This is a genomic window from Pseudomonas quebecensis (genome assembly GCF_026410085.1).
Lineage (GTDB): Bacteria > Pseudomonadota > Gammaproteobacteria > Pseudomonadales > Pseudomonadaceae > Aquipseudomonas > Aquipseudomonas quebecensis.
Genome location: NZ_CP112866.1, coordinates 4,741,543 through 4,759,180, shown reverse-complemented (window position 1 = coordinate 4,759,180; position 17,638 = coordinate 4,741,543). Strand labels below are relative to the sequence as shown.

Sequence of the window (17,638 nt, the reverse complement as noted above, 5' to 3'; positions counted from 1 at the left end):
ACATTATTCTTGCCGTGCTCTTCAGGGTTTTGCGCGGGTCTCGTGCATACGCGCTAACTGACGTTCCAGCATCGACGGATACGGTTCCATCAGGCGCTCCACGCAGCTGGCGCCCTCGGGGCTGGCAATCGGGCGGATGCGGGCGCGCTGGCGAATCAGCGCGTCTTCACTGATCTTGCGCTCCACCAGCAGCAGGTTGCGGCTGTGCTGGGACAAGGCCAGCGCATCCTGGGCGATTTCAGTGAGCAGCAGGTCGATCTGACTCATGCCGAACAGATCGTCACCCACGGTCAGCCCCAACTGCAGTTGCAAGGTGATGCCGCTGTCGGCCACCTCGATCTGCAAGGCGTGGCCCAAGGCGCGCAGCAGCTCGCCGCAGCAGATGGCGTTGGTCAGGTAGTCTTCGCCGCTGTCTTCGCTGTGGAACAGCATCAACGTGCTGCCATCGTTCAGGGTATGCAGTTCGCTCTGGTACAGCGAGGCGGCCTGGTCGAGGCAGTCGCGGTAGCGTTCCAGCAATTCCGTGAGGCGCGCGCGGGGCAGGCGACGCAGTTGGTCCTGGGCACCCAGTTGCACGGCCAGCACGGCACTGTGCTGCGGTTCGGCGTTCTTCATCGGCGCTGCCTTCGGCACGACGGCCGGGGTGCCGGCCGAGGTATCGCGCAGGTCGGCGAACGGGTCTTCGTCGTCCAGTTCGTCCTCTTCGGCGATGAGAGCCTTGCGCGTTACGGGCTTGAGGCCCGCCACCGGCGGCTTTTCGTCGAAGCCGGGGTCGCGCAGGTCGCGCACTTCGAACTCGGGTTCGTCGTCGTAATCGGTGTCTTCGAGCTCGGGTTCCGGCTCAATTTCTCGGACCACCGGCTCCGGGGCGAAGCTGGCGTGGAGCTGGCGCGCCAAGTCGCCGATTTCGTCCTGGCGGTCAGTGGCCGGAGTGTGTTCGTCGATGTCCCGCAGCCAGATGCGCAGTTGCATCAGCGGCGTGGAGATGTGCCGACCCAGGCGCAGGCTCAAGGCCAGCGCCAATGCCAGCAGAATCGCGCTCAGGATGCCCATGCTTTGCAGGCTGATGGTCATCGGCTGCTGGAATTGCTGCATGTCCAGGCTGATGCGCAATTGGCCGGCCTTCACATCCTGAAAGGTGATATTGCTCTGGTACAGGCCTTCGGCCTCACCCAACAGGCCGTTTTTCGGGCGCTGACCGGCTTCGGCCATGATCCGGTTGTCGACGCTGTAGATGGCGGCGTGAGCCACCAGCGGATTCTTGGTGAGGTTATTGAGCAGCACGTTGAGACTGAGGATGTCGTTGGACACCAGCAGCTCGGTCGCCGAGGTGGCGGTCTGGGTGGTCAAGCTTTCGCCCAGGGCGTCGGCTTGCTCGTGCATGGCCTGTTTGAACTGCAAACCCATCACGCAGGCGTAGATCACCAGGGCCAGGGCGACCAGGATCACGTTATGGCTGGCGATGCGTAATGCGATCGGTACACGGCGGTGGCGCAGTGCCCGGAAGATCAGCAGGAAGAAGTTGTCGGTTTTTACTGGCGTGGGCCGGTTCACTTGAGCTCGGCTCTTGGTCCGTGAAGTTGACGCGCAGTATAGCGACAGGCCCATGACCGGCAAAGCGTTGGCTGTGCCCGATGGTCACTGAAAGTGGGTAGAATGCGGTTTTTTTCCAGCCTGGGGGTGCGCCTTGCGCGAAATTGTCCTGATTAACATCACTGGGGAAGACCGCCCGGGTCTTACTGCCGCCATTACCGGTGTTCTGGCCCAGGGTGGTGTAAACATTCTCGACATCGGCCAGGCAGTGATCCACGACACCCTGTCGTTCGGCATCCTGGTGGAAATCCCGAGCAACGAACAGTCATCATCCGTGCTCAAGGACATTCTGTTTACCGCGTATAAGCTGGACCAGCAGGTGCGTTTCACGCCGGTCTCCGAAGCGGACTACCGGCAGTGGGTGGCCGGCCAAGGCAAGAAGCGCCATATCGTCACGCTGTTGACCCGCAAGGTCACCGCCGAACAGCTGCAGCGCGTCAGTTCCATTACCGCGCACTATGGGTTGAATATCGACCATATCGACCGTCTGTCGGGGCGCATGCCGTTGGACACGCCAGCCGACCAGGGCAAGGGCTGCATTGAGTTCTCCGTGCGCGGCGAACCGGCCGATCCGCAGGCCCTGCGGGCTGAATTCCTCAGTGTGGCCCAGGAACTGAACGTCGATATCGCCTTCCAGGAAGATTCGCTGTTCCGACGCAACCGTCGCCTGGCGGTGTTCGATATGGACTCCACACTGATCGAGGCCGAAGTCATCGACGAGCTGGCCAAGGCCGCCGGCGTGGGTGAGCAGGTCAGTGCCATCACCGAACGTGCCATGGCCGGTGAGTTGGACTTCCGCGCCAGCTTCAAGGAGCGTCTGGCACTGCTCAAAGGCCTGGATGTGAGCGTGCTGGATTCCATCGGCGCCTCCCTGCGCCTGACCGAGGGCGCCGAAACCCTGTTCGCCGAACTCAAGCGCCTGGGCTACAAGACTGCGATCCTGTCCGGCGGCTTTACCTATTTCGCCAAGCAGTTGCAGGCCAAGCTGGGCATCGACTACGTCTTTGCCAACGAGCTTGAAGTGGTCGACGGCAAAGTGACTGGCGTAGCGGTCGAGCCGATTGTCGATGCGCAGCGCAAGGCCGACTTGCTCAAGGAGCTGGCCCACAAGGAAGGGTTGCGTCTGGAGCAGACCATCGCGGTCGGCGACGGTGCCAACGATTTGCCGATGCTGGCGATTGCCGGGTTGGGCGTGGCGTTCCGGGCCAAGCCACTGGTCAAACAGTCAGCCAAGCAGGCAATTTCGACCTTGGGGTTGGACGGTGTGCTGTACCTGCTGGGCTTTCGCGACCGCGACGGCCAGCTCTGAGACTCAATGCGGTCAGAAATGTAGGAGGGGGCAACCCCCCTCTCACATTAGATCTCTGCAAATATCGGATCAGGCTTTCGGCAGGCCGATCCCCTGACCCATCTGCACCGGCGAACCGGCCAGCAGCGCTTCTGACCACTGCACCTGATCCGGCCCGAACAGCACGATCGCGGTGGAGCCCAACTTGAAGCGTCCCAGCTCCGCACCTTTTTCCAGGTGGATCGGCGCGCGGGCGGCTTCGTCATAGCGGAAGGTTTTCAGCTCGCGCTTGGGTGGCGTAACCAGGCCGGCCCATACGGTTTCAATCGACGCCACGATCATCGCGCCCACCAGCACCACAGCCATCGGGCCGCGTTCGGTGTCGAACAGGCAAACCACCCGCTCGTTGCGCGCGAACAGCTCCGGCACGTTTTCGGCGGTGGTCTGGTTGACCGAGAAAATCCGCCCCGGCACATAGACCATCTCGCGCAGGGTACCGGCCAGCGGCATGTGCACGCGGTGATAGTCTTTCGGCGACAGGTAAATAGTGGCGAAATCGCCGCCCATGAACGGCGCGGCCATGGCTGCATCGCCGCCCAGCAGTTCCAGCACGCTGAAGCTGTGGCCTTTGGCCTGGAACACGCGGCCATGTTCGATCGGACCGAGCTGGCTGACCGCGCCGTCGGCGGGGCTCAGCACGGCGCCGGGGGTCGGGTCCAGAGGCCGCGCGCCGTCTTTCAAGGCGCGGGTGAAGAATGCATTGAAGTGCTCGTAAGCGGTCACGTCCTCGACCAGTGCCTGGGACATGTCCACTTGATAGCGCTTGGCGAACCAAGTGGTGAACGCATTCTTGAACCAGCGCACGCGGCACTCGGCCACGCAGCCGGCCAGGCGCGACAGCAAGTGGTGCGGCAGCAAATACTGGCTGAGGATAAACAACTGCTTTTTCATAACTGTCCTTAAACCTTAAGTCTTTTCAACGGGCGTATCGGGGTGATTGCCCCATTCGCCCCAGGAACCGGCATAACCTTTGACTCGCGGATAACCGAGCGCCTTGGCCACCAGATAGGTGAAGCCAGAGCGGTGGTGAGTCTGGCAATGGGTGATGATTTCTTTGTCGGGCGTCAGGCCCAGGTTTTCAAGAATCTGGGGCATATCGCGGCGGATTCGCAGGTTGCGCGCCTTATCCATGCCTTCAGTCCATTCGAAGTTGACCGCGCCGGGGATGTGCCCGCCCTTGGCCGCGAGCACCTTCTCGCCGGAATACTCCAGCGGGCCGCGCGCGTCCCAGATCCCCAGGTCGGCAGCGCCGAGACGGCTTTGCAGGTATTCGCGCGTCGCAGTAGGGCCATCGTGCAGTGTGAGGCTGACCGGGCCGCCGGCCGACGGGGGAGCGTCGGTGGACACGGGCTGGCCCTCTGCTAACCATGCCAGCAGGCCGCCGTCGAGATAGTGGTATTTCTGGTGGCCGATCACGTCGAGCAACCAGATAAAACGCCCGGCCCAGCCGCCGCCTTCGTCGTCGTACACCACATAGGTAGCGTCCGGCGTGTGGCCGAGTTCGCCAAACAGCTTTTCCAGGTCCGCCTTGTTCGGCAGCAGGCCGGGAGCTGGCGGTTGGCCCAGTTGAGTGCGCTTCGGGTCAACGAAATGTGCGCCGGGGATATGCCCTTCGGCGTAGCGGGCGGCACTGGTGAGGTCCACCACAATCAGGTGTTCGGCACCCAGGCGACTGTGTAGGTCGGCGGATTCGATCACCAGCGGCAAGCCAGAGAAGTCAGGCATGTGAGGTCTCCTGGGCATAAAGGTCGGCGATAAGGGACGGCGATTGTAGCGCAAGCATCAGGCGCCGCGGTTGGTAAAGCCGTGCAGGGCCTTTTCGATGCATTGGGCGGTTTTGCCAAAGGCTTGCACGGTGGTTTCCGAGAATGGCCCACCGCCCTGGTCGGCCACCATCAGCATCACGACCTTGCCATTGCAGCTCAAGGAACGCAGCAGCAAGTGTTCGCCACTGAACAGGCGACTCAGGATTGGCGGCAGCAGCGCGGAGAACTGGGCGTGGTTGTCCGGCGTGAAGCGGACCTGGGCGGACTTTTCCAGCAGGCGCTGCAGCATCGTACTGTGCACCACGTCCAGGCTCAGGTTGGCGGCGTCCTTGGGCAAGCCGTCGACCTGGTGTACGCGCAAGGTGCTTTGGGCGCGGTCGGTCATCAGCAGCATCACCCGTTGCATACCGCTGGCGACCAGCGCCTCTTTGGCGCAGGTGGTCAGGTGCATGGCGTTGGCAAACCGGCTCGGTTCCATCAGCAGTTCGGTGCAGCGGCTTCGCCATACGGCCAGGGCTTCGGCGGTAGGGGGCGGAGCGGGCAGCAAGCCGCGATGGATCTTCTGCACATGCCACGGCCAGATCAGCGACAGCGCCGGATGCCAGAGATCGGGCATCAGCGCGGTGCGGGCGCTGGTTACGGCTTGTTGGTGGACTTGCTGCTGCACCTCGCCCAACGGTTGTTGCAGGTACAGGGCGGTGAGCAATTGCCAGCGCTGCGTGTGCGGGCAGGTCCAGGATTCCTGGGCGGACATTGCCAAGCCATTGGCCAGCAGTACGGTATTGGCCGGCTGGTTCAGCCAGCGGCGCAAGCCGGGGTCGGCGTCGAGCAATTGCTGTTGGTGCAGAGGATCTTCGTCGCGGGCGACACGCAGCGACTTGACCAGCATGCGTTGCTCGTTCAGCAGCAGGGTGTAACCCTGGGAGACCCACATCGGCAAATGCCAGGCTTCGGTCAGGCCGATGCACAGGTCCAGCAGGCGCACGCCGAATAATTGCTGCTCGACCACGCGCGCCGACTCGCCCTTGTGGATAACCCGCAGTTCCCATTCTTCCAGCAGCTTGGGATAGGCCACTGCCATCGGCCACAGCGGCGACAGAAACAGCAGGCTGCCCCAATGAATGTCTTGCCACAGCCGCGCCAGGCGGCTGCCGAACAGGCCGTTGGCCTGCTGCGAGGCGTGTTGACTGACCAGTAACAGCTGGCGCAGCGCCGCTGGAATGTCCTGGGCGGGCACTGACGGCAAGCGCGCCAGTAATTCCTCGGCGCGCTTGAGGCCCAGGCGGTTGAGCGCCACCTCGAGGTTTTCCGCCGGCTCGGCCAGGCTGCCATGGGTATGGCTGTTGGCCTCGCGCATCACGCTGAGTACCAGGGCCGGGCTGTTTTGCATCAGCTCGGCAATATCTCGCAACGAACTGCGGCTGTCGCGAATGGCTTTGCATACGCGGTCATGGCTGGCCTGTGGAACAGGCAAGTGCACCTCGTCCAGACGCTTGATCCAGTCGGGGAGGGAGGCAGGTTTTGCAGTTGGGTCGGTTTTTTGTTTAGCCATGGTAGGGGCGCGATCATCACTTGCGGTCAACACGCCCGGAGCGGGCCGAACTGGCTTTTCGCCTTAACGGGCTATAGTCTGGCGCAGTTTTGCCGATAAGTAGAACAAGAGTTTTCCAGTTCCCCCAAATATGTCCATGAACCTGACGGCGCAAGTACTCATCTCCTATGGCTAAAATTATCGGCATCATCGTCGTCCTCGCGAGCGTGCTCGGCGGTTACGTCCTTTCCCACGGTAAAATCGCCGCGTTGATCCAGCCTTTCGAAGTGATGATCATCGGCGGGGCGGCATTTGGTGCATTCCTGCAAGCCAACCCTGGGTACATGACCATGCACGTGGTCAAAAAATCCCTGAGCATGTTCGGTTCGCGCTTCTCCCATACTTTCTATCTGGAAGTGCTGGGCCTGGTCTACGAGATCCTCAACAAGAGCCGCCGCGAAGGCATGATGGCCATTGAGGCCGATATCGAAGACGCCGCAGCCAGCCCGATTTTCGCCAAGTACCCGGCCGTGCTCAAAGACGAGCGCATGACCGCCTATATCTGCGATTACCTGCGCATCATGTCTTCCGGCAACATGGCGCCCCATGAGCTGGAAGGCCTGTTCGACATGGAATTGTTCAGCCTTAAAGAAGAGCTGGAGCACCCATCGCACGCGGTGACCGGCGTCGCCGACGGCATGCCCGGCTTCGGTATCGTGGCGGCGGTACTCGGTATTGTGGTGACCATGGCCTCGCTGGGCGAAGGTGACCAGGCGGCCATCGGCATGCACGTAGGTGCGGCATTGGTGGGCACGTTCTTCGGTATTCTCGCGGCCTACGGTTTCTTCGGCCCGCTGGCGACCTCCCTGGCCCATGACGCCAAGGAAGAAATCAACCTGTACGAATCGATCAAGGCCAGCCTGGTGGCGTCTGCCTCCGGCATGCCGCCTTCGCTGGCGGTGGAGTTCGGTCGCAAGGTGTTGTACCCCAAGCATCGCCCAAGCTTCGCCGAGCTGGAACAAGCGGTTCGCGGTCGCTAAGCCATGGAAAACAACCAGCCGATAATCATCAAGCGCGTCAAGCGCTTCGCTGCGGGGCACCATGGTGGCGCCTGGAAAATCGCCTTCGCCGACTTTGCGACGGCGATGATGGCGTTCTTTCTGGTGCTGTGGCTGATGTCTACCGCCACGCCGGAGCAGAAGATCGCCATCGCCGGCTACTTCAAAGACCCTATCGGTTTCTCGGAAAGCGGCACGCCCTTCGTGATCGACCTGGGCGGTTCGCCGCAGCTGGCGCCTGAGCGCACGATCAACCCGGAAGTGAAGACCGAGGCACCCCAGGAGAAAATCCCGGTGGAGCGCGACACGGTCGAGGCCATGGCCGAGCAGGTCGAGCAGGAGCGTCTTGAGCTGTTGCTGCAGGAACTGCAAAACAAGGTTGAGGAAAACCCGCAGTTGCTGAAGTTCAAGGATCAGATTTCCTTCGAGATCACGCCGGACGGTCTGCGCATCCAGATCACCGACGCCGCCAACCGGCCGATGTTCGATTCCGGCAGTGCGCGGTTGAAGCCGTACTTCGAAGATATCCTGCTGGCCATGGCCGACACCATCAAAGCGGTGCCGAACAAAATCAGCATCAGTGGCCATACGGACGCCAAGCCCTATGCGGGCCAAGGCGACTTCGGCAACTGGGAGCTTTCGGCCAACCGCGCCAACGCGGCCCGTCGTGCCCTGGTGGCCGGCAGCTACCCGGATTCGCAAGTGGCGCGGGTGGTGGGTTTTGCCTCCTCGCAGCTGTTTGATGGGAAGGACCCGTTCAACCCGATCAATCGGCGCATCGACATCGTCGTGCTGACTAAAAAGGCCCAGCGCGCGATCGAGGGCGATCAACCCCCTCCGGCACCCACGCCGGGCGCCGGGGCGCCAGGGGAAGTGCCGACCGACCCGAACGCGATCCCGCCAGGAAAGGAGCCATTGCCGGCCCATGAACTGCGGCAGAGGTTGAATCTGTTTGACGATGGCGGTGTGAAAGACCCGACGGTGCCCAGAACGGGCTCTTAACCTGCATATGAAAAGGCCGCGATCATCGCGGCCTTTTCACATCTGCCTCGGCGGGCAGGGTGTCGGTCAGTAACTGCTTTCAGGCAAGCTTGCAATGATCGACCGATAGCTATTCATCCGCTGCTGTTGCACACGGCCATCTTCCAGGGCCTTGAGCAAGGCGCAGCCCGGTTCGCGGTCGTGCTTGCAGTCGCGGAAGCGGCAGGTGCCGATCAGGTCGTTGAATTCGATGAAGCCGGCTTCCACATCGCTGCGGCTGACGTGGCCGAGGCCGAATTCGCGGATACCCGGAGAGTCGATCAGCTCGCCACCGCCGGGGAAGTGGAACAGTCGCGCGGTGGTGGTGGTGTGGGTGCCCTGGCCGGACAGCTCCGACAGCGGCCCCACGCGGGTGTCCACTTCCGGCAGCAGGCTGTTGACCAGCGACGACTTGCCGACGCCGGACTGGCCTACGAACACGCTGATGCGCCCGTCCAACTGTTGTTGCAGTTGTTCCATGCCATTGCCGTGATGGGCCGAGACTTCCAGCACCGGGTAGCCCAGGGTGCGGTAGACCGCCAGCAACGCATTGAGCGCCGGGGCGTTCTGCTCGTCGATCAAATCGAATTTGTTCAACAGCAGCAGTGGGCGAATGCCGGCGTGCTCGGCCGCCACCAGGTAGCGGTCGATCAGGTTGGCATGGGGCTCGGGCAACGGAGCGAAGACAATCACGATCATGTCGACGTTGGCCGCCACCGGCTTGAGCTGGCCGCGACTGTCGGGGCGGCGCAATTCGGTGCTGCGTGGCAACTGGGCGACGATCACGCCGATCCCCTGGTTGCCGGCCCGCCATACCACACGGTCGCCGGTCACCAGCGCCGGCAGGTTGGCGCGCAAGTGACAACGGAACACCTGGCCGGCGAGTTCGCCTTCCAGCGCCTCGACTTCGACCTGCACGCCAAAGTGCGCGATCACCAGGCCCGTTTGTTCGGGGCCCAGGTCGCCGCCCTCGAGCGCTTCCACGGCGGAGGATTCACGTTTGGCGGCGCGGGCGGCGCGTTCACCTTGAATCTTTTCGATGCGCCAGTTCTGGCGACGGTTGAGCTGGCGTTTGGCCATTGGTGTTCCGTGTCGATAATGCAAAGGTTGGGTAAAACGGTCGCGAGTCTAGCACGGCCCCGCCTGCTAAACTGCGCAGCTACGCCAAGGTGCCAAGAGAAACGAGCCATGCAAAACCCACAGAACCTGATTTGGATCGATCTGGAAATGACCGGTCTGAACCCTGACACCGACGTCATCATCGAGATGGCGACGATTGTCACCGACAGCAACCTCAACACCTTGGCCGAAGGTCCGGTGATCGCCATCCATCACAGCGACGCGGTGCTCGCCACTATGGATGAGTGGAATACCCGCACCCACGGTAACTCCGGCCTGACCCAGCGTGTGCGCGACAGCCGTATCAGCATGGCCGAGGCCGAGGCCCAGACCATCGCCTTCCTGGAACAGTGGGTGCCCAAAGGCAAATCGCCGATCTGTGGCAACAGCATCTGCCAGGATCGTCGCTTCCTTTATACCCACATGAAGGCCCTGGAAAGCTATTTCCATTACCGCAACCTGGACGTGTCCACGCTCAAGGAACTGGCCGCGCGCTGGGCGCCGGAAGTCAAAGACAGTTTCCACAAAGGCAGCACTCACCTGGCGCTGGATGACATTCGCGAGTCGATTGCCGAGCTGCAGCATTACCGCAAGCATTTCATCAAGGCTTGAAGCTAGGGCGGCCGAACAGCGCCCTTGCAGGCAAGCCAGCTCCCACACTTGAATGTATTCCCAAGTCCAAGTGTGGGAGGGGGCTTGCCCCCGATGCAGGCCACTCGTTTTATCGCCCAGCGCCCCCTTTTGGTGCCATCAGCAAATGATTAGACTGCCGGCCTCTTTGCAAGGATCGCCATCATGCTGCTGATGCTTTACCTCATCGCCATCACCGCCGAAGCCATGACCGGCGCCCTGTCCGCCGGTCGGCGCGGCATGGACTGGTTCGGCGTGGTGCTGATCGCCTGCGTGACGGCGCTGGGGGGCGGTTCGGTGCGTGATGTATTGCTGGGGCATTACCCGCTGACGTGGGTCAAGCACCCGGAGTACCTGGTGCTGACCTCCGTGGCTGCGCTGGTGACGATCTTTATCGCGCCGCTGATGCGACGTCTGCGCTCGGTCTTCCTGGCGCTGGACGCCGTGGGCCTGGTGGCATTCACTTTGATCGGCTGCATGACTGCCCTGGAAATGGGCCACGGCATGCTGGTGGCGTCGGTCAGTGGTGTGATCACCGGGGTGTTCGGCGGCATTCTGCGGGATATCTTCTGCAACGATATCCCGCTGATCTTCCGCCGCGAGTTGTATGCCAGCGTGTCGTTCCTCGCCGCCTGGTTCTACCTGCTGTGTCTGCATCTGGAACTGCCCGGCGAGCAAGCCATCCTGCTGACGCTGTTCAGTGGCTTTCTATTGCGCCTGCTGGCGATCCGCTTTCACTGGGAAATGCCCAAGTTCGTCTACAACGACGATGTGCACTAGCGTTGCGCGTGCTGCTTGAGTGCCCATTCCACATGCTCACGCACCAGCGCCGAGGGGTGCTCACGGCGCGCCTTCAAGGCTTCCAGCACCGGAATGCTTGATGGCGCATTGCCCAAGCCTACTGCCAGGTTACGCAACCAGCGCTCATAGCCGGCGCGGCGCAGGGGCGAGCCTTCGGTGCTGCTGAGGAATTTATCCTCGTCCCACATAAACAGTTCGGCCAGTTCTGCGTTATCCAGGTTATGCCGTGGCTGGAAATCGCCTTCGCCAGTGGCACGAGCGAAACGATTCCACGGACAAACGATCTGACAGTCATCGCAGCCGAATACGCGATTGCCGATCAGTGGGCGCAGGTCCTCCGGAATCGCGCTTTTGAGCTCAATGGTCAGGTACGAGATACAGCGCCGGGCGTCCAGCACATAGGGGCCGACGAAGGCATTGGTCGGGCAGATATCCAGGCAAGCGGTGCAGCGTCCGCAGTGCTCGGTGCTATGGGGCGGGTCGACCGGTAAGGGCAGGTCGACGAACAGCTCACTGAGGAAAAAATAACTGCCGGCCTTGCGATTGAGTACCAGGGTGTTCTTGCCGATCCAGCCCAGGCCGGCTTGCTCGGCGATGGCCTTTTCGAGCACTGGCGCGCTGTCGACAAAGGCCCGAAAGCCAAAAGGGCCGATCTGGGCCTGGATACGGTCGGCCAGTTGCTGCACGCGTTTGCGGATCAGCTTGTGGTAGTCGCGGCCGAGGGCGTAGCGGGAGATGTAGGCTTTTTCCGGCTGGGCCAGCATGTGCGCCATATGGGTGTCGCCGGGCAGGTAATCCATGCGCAGCGACACCACGCGCAGGGTGCCGGGTACCAGTTCTTCGGGGTGGGAGCGTTTGCTGCCGTGGGCGCCCATGTAATCCATCTCGCCGTGGTAGCCGGCGTCGAGCCAGCGTTGCAGGTGCTGCTCATGCTCGGCCAGGTCCAGGCCACTGATGCCGACTTGCTGAAAGCCCAGCTCGCGGCCCCAGTCTTTGATCGATTGGGCGAGGGCGGGCAGATCGGAGGTAATAGCGGGCATGAGACACGGGAAACCACAGGTTAGATGCGTATAATTCTGCCAGACATCGGAGCTTGAAGACGCATGCCTCAGACAAAACACGAAATAACCGACGTTCAGCCACTATTACCCGGCCAATTGCCGCACCTGGCTGCGCGCTCTGCGGATGCCCATAAAGGCCAGTTCGGCCACCTGCTGGTCATCGGCGGTGACCTGGGCTTCGGCGGCGCTGCGCTGTTGAGTGCCGAAAGCGCCTTGCGCAGTGGTGCGGGCATGGTGTCCCTGGCGACGCGCCTTGAGCATGTGCCGGCTGCATTGGCCCGTTTGCCGGAAGTCATGAGCGTGGGCGTGAGTTCTGCCAACCAGTTGATGGGCTTGCTGGAAAAAATCTCGGTGATCGTTATCGGCCCCGGCCTGGGCGCTGCCGCCTGGGGCAAAAGCTTGTTATCGGTCGCGGCCAATGCCCGCCAGCCGCAAGTATGGGACGCCGACGCGTTGAACCAACTGGCTGCCGGCGGTGTGAGCCTGCCGGCCAACTGCGTAATCACCCCGCACCCGGGCGAAGCGGCGCGTCTGTTGGGCTTGTCGACAGCCGAGGTTCAGGCGGACCGTCTTAAGGTGGCGCGCGCGTTGAGCCGGACATTCAACGCCGTCGCCATTCTCAAAGGCGCGGGTAGTTTGATTGCCAGCCCGGATGGACGGGTTTCCCGCTGCGATCAAGGCCATCCGGCGATGGCTACCGCAGGGCTGGGCGATGTATTGGCCGGTCTGGTCGGCGCTTTGCTGGCCCAGGGAATGCCTGCGTACGAGGCCAGTTGCCTGGCCGTTTGGCTGCACGCCACGGCTGGGGATCGACAGGGCACCTTGGGGCGTGGGCTTGCCGCCAGTGACCTGATCCCGGCCATTCGTCAATTGCTGGAGGAGCAGTCGCCATGCCTGAAGTAATTCTCTTCCTGGCCGATGAAGACGCCATGGTTGCGTTGGGCCATCGCCTGGCGCAACTGACGGCCGGTAACGGGCTGATTTTCCTGGAAGGCGACCTGGGAGCAGGTAAGACCACGTTGTCCCGTGGGATTATTCGCGGGCTGGGTCATGAGGGCGCGGTAAAAAGCCCGACGTTCACGTTGGTCGAACCTTACGAGATCGGCACGATGCGCGCCTTTCACTTCGACCTCTACCGCCTGGTGGACCCCGAGGAATTGGAGTTTATGGGCATCCGTGATTACTTCGATGCAGAGGCGCTGTGCCTGATCGAATGGCCAGATAAAGGTACAGGCTTTTTGCCAAAGCCTGACCTGACCATTACCATTACGCCGCATGAGCATGGACGTCAGCTGAAGTTGTTGCCCCAGAGCACGCGCGCCGAGTCGTGGTGTGCCGCTCTGGCTTTGGAATTCAAATAATTGGTGGGGTTAGGTATGCGCTTTCGCGCGTTGGTTGCTGTCGTAGGGGTGTTGCTTGCGGCAATGACTGTCAATGCTCTGGCTGCTTCACAGGTAAAGAGTGTGCGCCTGTGGCGAGCGCCGGATAACACGCGACTGGTGTTCGACCTGTCCGGGCCGGTCCAGCACAGTGTCTTTACCCTGGCGGCGCCCGATCGCCTGGTGATCGATATCAACGGCGCGACCCTGGCCGCGCCACTTAAAGTTTCTACCGCCAACACGCCGATCACCGCCATGCGCTCGGCGCAGCGTACGCCGACCGACCTGCGCGTGGTCATTGACCTGAAAAAAGCCGTGACGCCCAAGAGCTTCTCGCTGGCGCCGAATGCCCAGTACGGTAACCGGCTGGTGGTCGACCTGTTCGACAACGCCGCGGATGCCGCTCCGCCGCCCGCGCCGACGCCGAGCGTGGCGACCGTACCGGCGGTGCCGGTAAACCCGTCGCAGCCTCAGGTCAAGCTGCCACCGCCGCCGCCGGCACCGGCCGGCAAGCGTGACATTATCGTGGTCATTGATGCCGGTCACGGCGGTGAAGACCCGGGTGCCTCCGGTTCACGCGGCCAGCATGAAAAAGACGTGGTGCTGGCCATCGCTCGCGAGCTGCAGCGCCAGGTCAATGGCATGAAAGGCTACCGTGCCGAGCTGACCCGCACCGGCGACTATTTCATTCCGTTGCGCGGCCGTACCGAAATCGCGCGTAAGAAGGGGGCCGACCTGTTTGTGTCGATCCACGCCGACGCCGCGCCGTCGTCTGCGGCCTTCGGAGCATCGGTATTTGCCCTCTCGGATCGAGGCGCCACGTCCGAAACCGCGCGCTGGCTGGCCGACAGCGAAAACCGCTCCGATCTGATCGGCGGGGCCGGCAACGTTTCCCTGGATGACAAGGACAAGATGCTCGCCGGCGTACTGCTGGACCTGTCGATGACCGCCTCGCTGACTTCCAGCCTGAACGTCGGCCAGAAGGTGTTGAGCAATATCGGTCGTGTCACGTCGTTGCACAAACAGCGCGTTGAGCAGGCCGGGTTCATGGTGTTGAAGTCGCCGGATATCCCATCGATCCTGGTGGAAACCGGCTTTATCTCCAACGCCAACGAGGCGTCCAAATTGGCCAGCGCCAGCCACCAACAGGCATTGGCGCGGTCCATCAGTGCCGGCGTACGTCAGTTCTTCCAGCAGAATCCGCCTCCCGGCACGTATATCGCCTGGTTGCGCGACTCCGGGAAAATCGCCCAAGGCACGCGTGACCATCGCGTACAGCCCGGTGACACCCTGGCCATGCTGGCGGTGCGCTTCCAGGTATCGCCCGCGACCTTGCGCACTGCGAACAACCTGAAAACCGATGAATTGAAGGTCGGCCAGGTATTGACCATCCCCGGCACAGAATTGGCGGCACAGTAATGAGCGAAACAGTTCTCGGCAGCGGCTCGCGCATTGAATTGCTCAGCCCGCGCCTGGCCAACCAGATCGCTGCGGGCGAGGTGGTGGAGCGGCCCGCGTCGGTGATCAAGGAACTGCTGGAAAACAGCATCGACTCCGGCGCCAAACGTATTGATGTCGACGTGGAGCAGGGGGGGGTGAAGCTCTTGCGGGTGCGCGACGACGGCAGCGGCATCTCCTCCGACGACCTGCCGTTGGCGCTGGCCCGTCACGCCACCAGTAAGATTCGCGACCTGGAAGACCTTGAGCGCGTGATGAGCCTGGGTTTTCGCGGCGAGGCCCTGGCCTCCATCAGTTCCGTGGCACGCCTGACCCTGACCTCGCGCACCCGCGGCGCCGACCAGGCCTGGCAAGTGGAAACCGAGGGGCGCGACATGGCGCCTCGGGTCCAGCCGGCCGCGCATCCGGTGGGCACCTCGGTTGAGGTGCGCGACCTGTTCTTCAATACGCCGGCGCGGCGTAAGTTCCTCAAGGCCGAGAAAACCGAGTTCGACCACCTGCAGGAAGTCATCAAACGCCTCGCCCTGGCGCGTTTCGACGTGGCGTTTCACTTGCGCCACAACGGCAAGACCATCCTCAGCCTGCACGAAGCCAATGACGACGCCGCGCGCGCCCGTCGGGTGGCGGCGGTGTGCGGTGCGGGGTTCCTGGAGCAGGCACTGCCGATTGAAATCGAGCGCAACGGCCTGCGCCTGTGGGGCTGGGTAGGTTTGCCGACCTTCTCTCGCAGCCAGGCGGACTTGCAGTACTTCTTTGTGAATGGCCGCGCAGTGCGCGACAAACTCGTTGCCCACGCGGTGCGCCAGGCCTATCGCGATGTGCTGTTCAATGGACGGCATCCGACCTTTGTGCTGTTTTTCGAGGTCGACCCGGCGGTGGTGGACGTTAACGTCCACCCGACCAAGCACGAGGTGCGCTTCCGTGATGGGCGCATGGTGCATGACTTCCTTTATGGCACCCTGCACCGCGCGCTGGGCGACGTGCGCCCGGACGACCAACTGGCGGCGCCGATCGTGACGGCAGTGGTGCGCCCAAGCGGCCCCGAGGCCGGTGAGTTCGGTCCCCAGGGTGAGATGAGCCTGGCGGGCAACCTGCTGCAATCGCCACAGCCGCAGCCAGCCTACACGGCACCGGGCGGCGGCGCGGGGGCGGGTTATCAGTACCAGTACACGCCACGTCCACAATCGACGGTGCCGGTGGCCGAGGCTCAGGCAGCCTATCGCGAATTCTACGCGCCGCTGCCGGGTGCTGAGCCGAGCGCAGTGGCTCTGCCCGAAGGTGGCGGTGATATCCCGCCTTTGGGTTATGCGTTGGCGCAGCTCAAGGGCATTTACATCCTGGCGGAAAACGCCCATGGCCTCGTGCTGGTCGACATGCATGCCGCCCACGAGCGAATCATGTACGAGCGGTTGAAGATCGCCATGGCCAGCGAAGGTCTCAGCGGCCAGCCGTTGCTCGTGCCGGAATCGCTGGCGGTCAGCCAGCGCGAGGCCGATTGCGCCGAAGAACACCACGGGGTTTTTCAAAAACTGGGCTTTGAGCTGCAGCGCCTGGGGCCGGAAACCCTGGCGATCCGTCAGATCCCGGCGCTGCTTAAGCAGGCGGAAGCCAATCGACTCGTAGCCGATGTGCTGGCGGACCTGATGGAATACGGCACCAGCGACCGCATCCAGGCGCATATCAACGAACTGCTCGGCACCATGGCCTGCCACGGCGCCATCCGCGCCAACCGTCGGCTGGCGTTGCCGGAAATGAACGGGCTGCTGCGCGACATGGAAAACACCGAGCGCAGCGGGCAGTGCAACCACGGCCGACCGACCTGGACCCAGATGGGCCTGGACGATCTGGACAAACTGTTCCTGCGCGGTCGTTGATGAGTGCCTTGCCCCCCGCAATCTTCCTGATGGGCCCCACGGCCGCCGGCAAGACCGACCTGGCCATTGAGCTGAGCAAAGTGCTGCCATGCGAGCTGATCAGTGTCGACTCTGCCCTGGTTTACCGGGACATGGATATCGGCACGGCCAAGCCATCCAAGGCGTTACTCGCGGACTATCCGCATCGGCTGATCGACATCATTGACCCCGCGCAAAGCTACTCGGCGGCGGATTTCCGTACCGACGCCCTGGCCGCCATGGCCGAGATCACCGCACGGGGCAATATTCCCCTGCTCGTGGGCGGCACGATGCTCTACTACAAGGCTTTACAGGAAGGTCTGGCGGATATGCCGCCGGCCGACGCCCAGGTGCGCGCCGAGCTTGAAGACGAGGCTGCGCGCCTTGGCTGGCAAGCCCTGCATGATCAATTGGCGACGATAGATCCGGTGTCTGCGGCGCGTATTCATCCCAACGACCCTCAGCGCCTCACGCGGGCCCTGGAAGTCTGGCGCGTCAGCGGGTCGACCATGACCGAGCACCGGCAGCGTCAATCTGCGCAAAGTGCTGATGCAGGCGCTTCTGGACAGTCACAATTGCCCTATACTGTGGCCAATCTGGCCATCGCTCCTGCAAATCGCCAGGTGCTGCATGAACGAATTGCACAAAGATTCACAATTATGTTGGAACAGGGGTTTGTAGAGGAGGTCGTAGCACTGCGTTCCAGAGGTGACCTGCATCCAGGGTTGCCTTCGATACGTGCTGTAGGCTATCGCCAAGTCTGGGATCATCTGGATGGCAAGCTGACGTCAGCCGAAATGCAGGAGCGCGGCATCATCGCCACGCGCCAATTGGCAAAGCGCCAGTTCACCTGGTTGCGCAGTTGGAGCGATTTGCACTGGCTGGACAGCCTGGACAGCGACAATCTGTCACGCGCCTTGAAATACTTGGGAACGGTCTCCATATTGAGCTGAGTCCTTGCAATTGCCGTCTATCCTTGGGG

Annotated in this window: 16 protein-coding genes; 10 read left to right on the top strand and 6 right to left on the bottom strand. The window is 62.4% G+C overall.

All coding sequences use genetic code 11. The annotated features are described in order from the left end of the window. Positions 1-21 precede the first annotated feature (21 nt). A complete protein-coding gene (locus OSC50_RS22225) occupies positions 22-1,554 on the bottom strand; it encodes an AhpA/YtjB family protein (protein WP_253510156.1) in 1,533 nt (510 codons plus the stop codon). A gap of 133 nt (positions 1,555-1,687) precedes the next feature. Here OSC50_RS22225 and serB point away from each other — a divergent pair, with 133 nt between their 5' ends. Next, positions 1,688-2,902, top strand: a complete 1,215-nt coding sequence (serB, locus tag OSC50_RS22220) for a phosphoserine phosphatase SerB (RefSeq protein ID WP_181080479.1) — start codon at positions 1,688-1,690, stop codon at positions 2,900-2,902. Positions 2,903-2,971: 69 nt separating this feature from the next. On the opposite strand, the gene asd is transcribed toward serB, so the two are convergent. Genes asd through OSC50_RS22205 form a run of 3 tightly spaced genes read right to left on the bottom strand, consistent with a single transcriptional unit; the run spans position 2,972 to position 6,259 of the window. Then, on the bottom strand, positions 2,972-3,832 hold the full coding sequence (gene asd / locus OSC50_RS22215; RefSeq protein ID WP_034095590.1) for an archaetidylserine decarboxylase: 861 nt from the start codon (positions 3,830-3,832) through the stop codon (positions 2,972-2,974). Positions 3,833-3,847: 15 nt separating this feature from the next. Then, a complete protein-coding gene (locus OSC50_RS22210; protein WP_253510158.1) occupies positions 3,848-4,666 on the bottom strand; it encodes a rhodanese-like domain-containing protein in 819 nt (272 codons plus the stop codon). Between the two features lie 57 nt (positions 4,667-4,723). Beyond that, complete coding sequence (locus OSC50_RS22205) at positions 4,724-6,259, bottom strand: HDOD domain-containing protein (RefSeq protein ID WP_181080477.1); 1,536 nt, start codon at positions 6,257-6,259, stop codon at positions 4,724-4,726. Positions 6,260-6,426: 167 nt separating this feature from the next. On the opposite strand from OSC50_RS22205, the gene motA reads away from it, so the two are divergent. Together motA and motB are read left to right on the top strand one after the other, a co-directional pair. Further along, on the top strand, positions 6,427-7,278 hold the full coding sequence (motA, locus tag OSC50_RS22200; RefSeq protein ID WP_181080476.1) for a flagellar motor stator protein MotA: 852 nt from the start codon (positions 6,427-6,429) through the stop codon (positions 7,276-7,278). A 3-nt stretch (positions 7,279-7,281) separates the two neighbouring features. After that, positions 7,282-8,298, top strand: coding sequence for a flagellar motor protein MotB (gene motB, locus OSC50_RS22195; protein WP_253510160.1), 1,017 nt, complete (start codon positions 7,282-7,284; stop codon positions 8,296-8,298). A 66-nt stretch (positions 8,299-8,364) separates the two neighbouring features. Here motB and rsgA read toward each other — a convergent pair whose 3' ends face one another. Next, positions 8,365-9,396 carry a small ribosomal subunit biogenesis GTPase RsgA gene (gene rsgA / locus OSC50_RS22190; RefSeq protein WP_034111514.1) on the bottom strand — a complete coding sequence of 344 codons (1,032 nt, stop codon included), beginning with the start codon at positions 9,394-9,396 and terminating at the stop codon, positions 8,365-8,367. A gap of 108 nt (positions 9,397-9,504) precedes the next feature. Between rsgA and orn the strand changes: the two genes are divergently transcribed. Then, positions 9,505-10,047, top strand: a complete 543-nt coding sequence (orn, locus tag OSC50_RS22185; RefSeq protein ID WP_034095596.1) for an oligoribonuclease — start codon at positions 9,505-9,507, stop codon at positions 10,045-10,047. 180 nt (positions 10,048-10,227) lie between these two features. Further along, positions 10,228-10,845: a trimeric intracellular cation channel family protein gene (locus OSC50_RS22180; protein WP_181080494.1), complete on the top strand. Its 618-nt coding sequence runs from the start codon at positions 10,228-10,230 to the stop codon at positions 10,843-10,845. On the opposite strand, the gene queG is transcribed toward OSC50_RS22180, so the two are convergent. Next, complete coding sequence (gene queG, locus OSC50_RS22175) at positions 10,842-11,906, bottom strand: tRNA epoxyqueuosine(34) reductase QueG (RefSeq protein ID WP_181080474.1); 1,065 nt, start codon at positions 11,904-11,906, stop codon at positions 10,842-10,844. The genes OSC50_RS22180 and queG overlap by 4 nt on opposite strands. Before the next feature lie 63 nt (positions 11,907-11,969). Between queG and OSC50_RS22170 the strand changes: the two genes are divergently transcribed. Genes OSC50_RS22170 through miaA form a run of 5 tightly spaced genes read left to right on the top strand, consistent with a single transcriptional unit; the run spans position 11,970 to position 17,609 of the window. Then, a complete protein-coding gene (locus OSC50_RS22170; RefSeq protein WP_253510162.1) occupies positions 11,970-12,830 on the top strand; it encodes an NAD(P)H-hydrate dehydratase in 861 nt (286 codons plus the stop codon). Continuing rightward, entirely contained in the window at positions 12,818-13,288 is a 471-nt protein-coding gene (gene tsaE, locus OSC50_RS22165; RefSeq protein ID WP_181080472.1) for a tRNA (adenosine(37)-N6)-threonylcarbamoyltransferase complex ATPase subunit type 1 TsaE, read from the top strand. Before OSC50_RS22170 ends, tsaE begins: the two co-directional genes overlap by 13 nt. A gap of 15 nt (positions 13,289-13,303) precedes the next feature. After that, entirely contained in the window at positions 13,304-14,725 is a 1,422-nt protein-coding gene (locus OSC50_RS22160; protein ID WP_181080471.1) for an N-acetylmuramoyl-L-alanine amidase, read from the top strand. Further along, on the top strand, positions 14,725-16,638 hold the full coding sequence (gene mutL / locus OSC50_RS22155) for a DNA mismatch repair endonuclease MutL (RefSeq protein ID WP_253510164.1): 1,914 nt from the start codon (positions 14,725-14,727) through the stop codon (positions 16,636-16,638). Before OSC50_RS22160 ends, mutL begins: the two co-directional genes overlap by 1 nt. Then, the gene (miaA, locus tag OSC50_RS22150) at positions 16,638-17,609 is read left to right on the top strand and encodes a tRNA (adenosine(37)-N6)-dimethylallyltransferase MiaA (RefSeq protein WP_181080493.1); all 972 of its coding nucleotides are present in this window, start codon (positions 16,638-16,640) and stop codon (positions 17,607-17,609) included. Before mutL ends, miaA begins: the two co-directional genes overlap by 1 nt. Positions 17,610-17,638: the final 29 nt, after the last annotated feature.

What these genes read in the sequence shown, in the direction of transcription:
- rsgA (WP_034111514.1), bottom strand. Translation starts at nt 9,396, where the DNA reads ATGGCCAAACGCCAGCTCAACCGTCGCCAGAACTGGCGCATCGAAAAG.
- orn (WP_034095596.1), top strand. Translation starts at nt 9,505, where the DNA reads ATGCAAAACCCACAGAACCTGATTTGGATCGATCTGGAAATGACCGGT.
- queG (WP_181080474.1), bottom strand. Translation starts at nt 11,906, where the DNA reads ATGCCCGCTATTACCTCCGATCTGCCCGCCCTCGCCCAATCGATCAAA.
- motB (WP_253510160.1), top strand. Translation starts at nt 7,282, where the DNA reads ATGGAAAACAACCAGCCGATAATCATCAAGCGCGTCAAGCGCTTCGCT.
- asd (WP_034095590.1), bottom strand. Translation starts at nt 3,832, where the DNA reads ATGAAAAAGCAGTTGTTTATCCTCAGCCAGTATTTGCTGCCGCACCAC.
- OSC50_RS22205 (WP_181080477.1), bottom strand. Translation starts at nt 6,259, where the DNA reads ATGGCTAAACAAAAAACCGACCCAACTGCAAAACCTGCCTCCCTCCCC.
- OSC50_RS22170 (WP_253510162.1), top strand. Translation starts at nt 11,970, where the DNA reads ATGCCTCAGACAAAACACGAAATAACCGACGTTCAGCCACTATTACCC.
- tsaE (WP_181080472.1), top strand. Translation starts at nt 12,818, where the DNA reads ATGCCTGAAGTAATTCTCTTCCTGGCCGATGAAGACGCCATGGTTGCG.
- OSC50_RS22160 (WP_181080471.1), top strand. Translation starts at nt 13,304, where the DNA reads ATGCGCTTTCGCGCGTTGGTTGCTGTCGTAGGGGTGTTGCTTGCGGCA.
- mutL (WP_253510164.1), top strand. Translation starts at nt 14,725, where the DNA reads ATGAGCGAAACAGTTCTCGGCAGCGGCTCGCGCATTGAATTGCTCAGC.
- miaA (WP_181080493.1), top strand. Translation starts at nt 16,638, where the DNA reads ATGAGTGCCTTGCCCCCCGCAATCTTCCTGATGGGCCCCACGGCCGCC.
- OSC50_RS22210 (WP_253510158.1), bottom strand. Translation starts at nt 4,666, where the DNA reads ATGCCTGACTTCTCTGGCTTGCCGCTGGTGATCGAATCCGCCGACCTA.
- motA (WP_181080476.1), top strand. Translation starts at nt 6,427, where the DNA reads ATGGCTAAAATTATCGGCATCATCGTCGTCCTCGCGAGCGTGCTCGGC.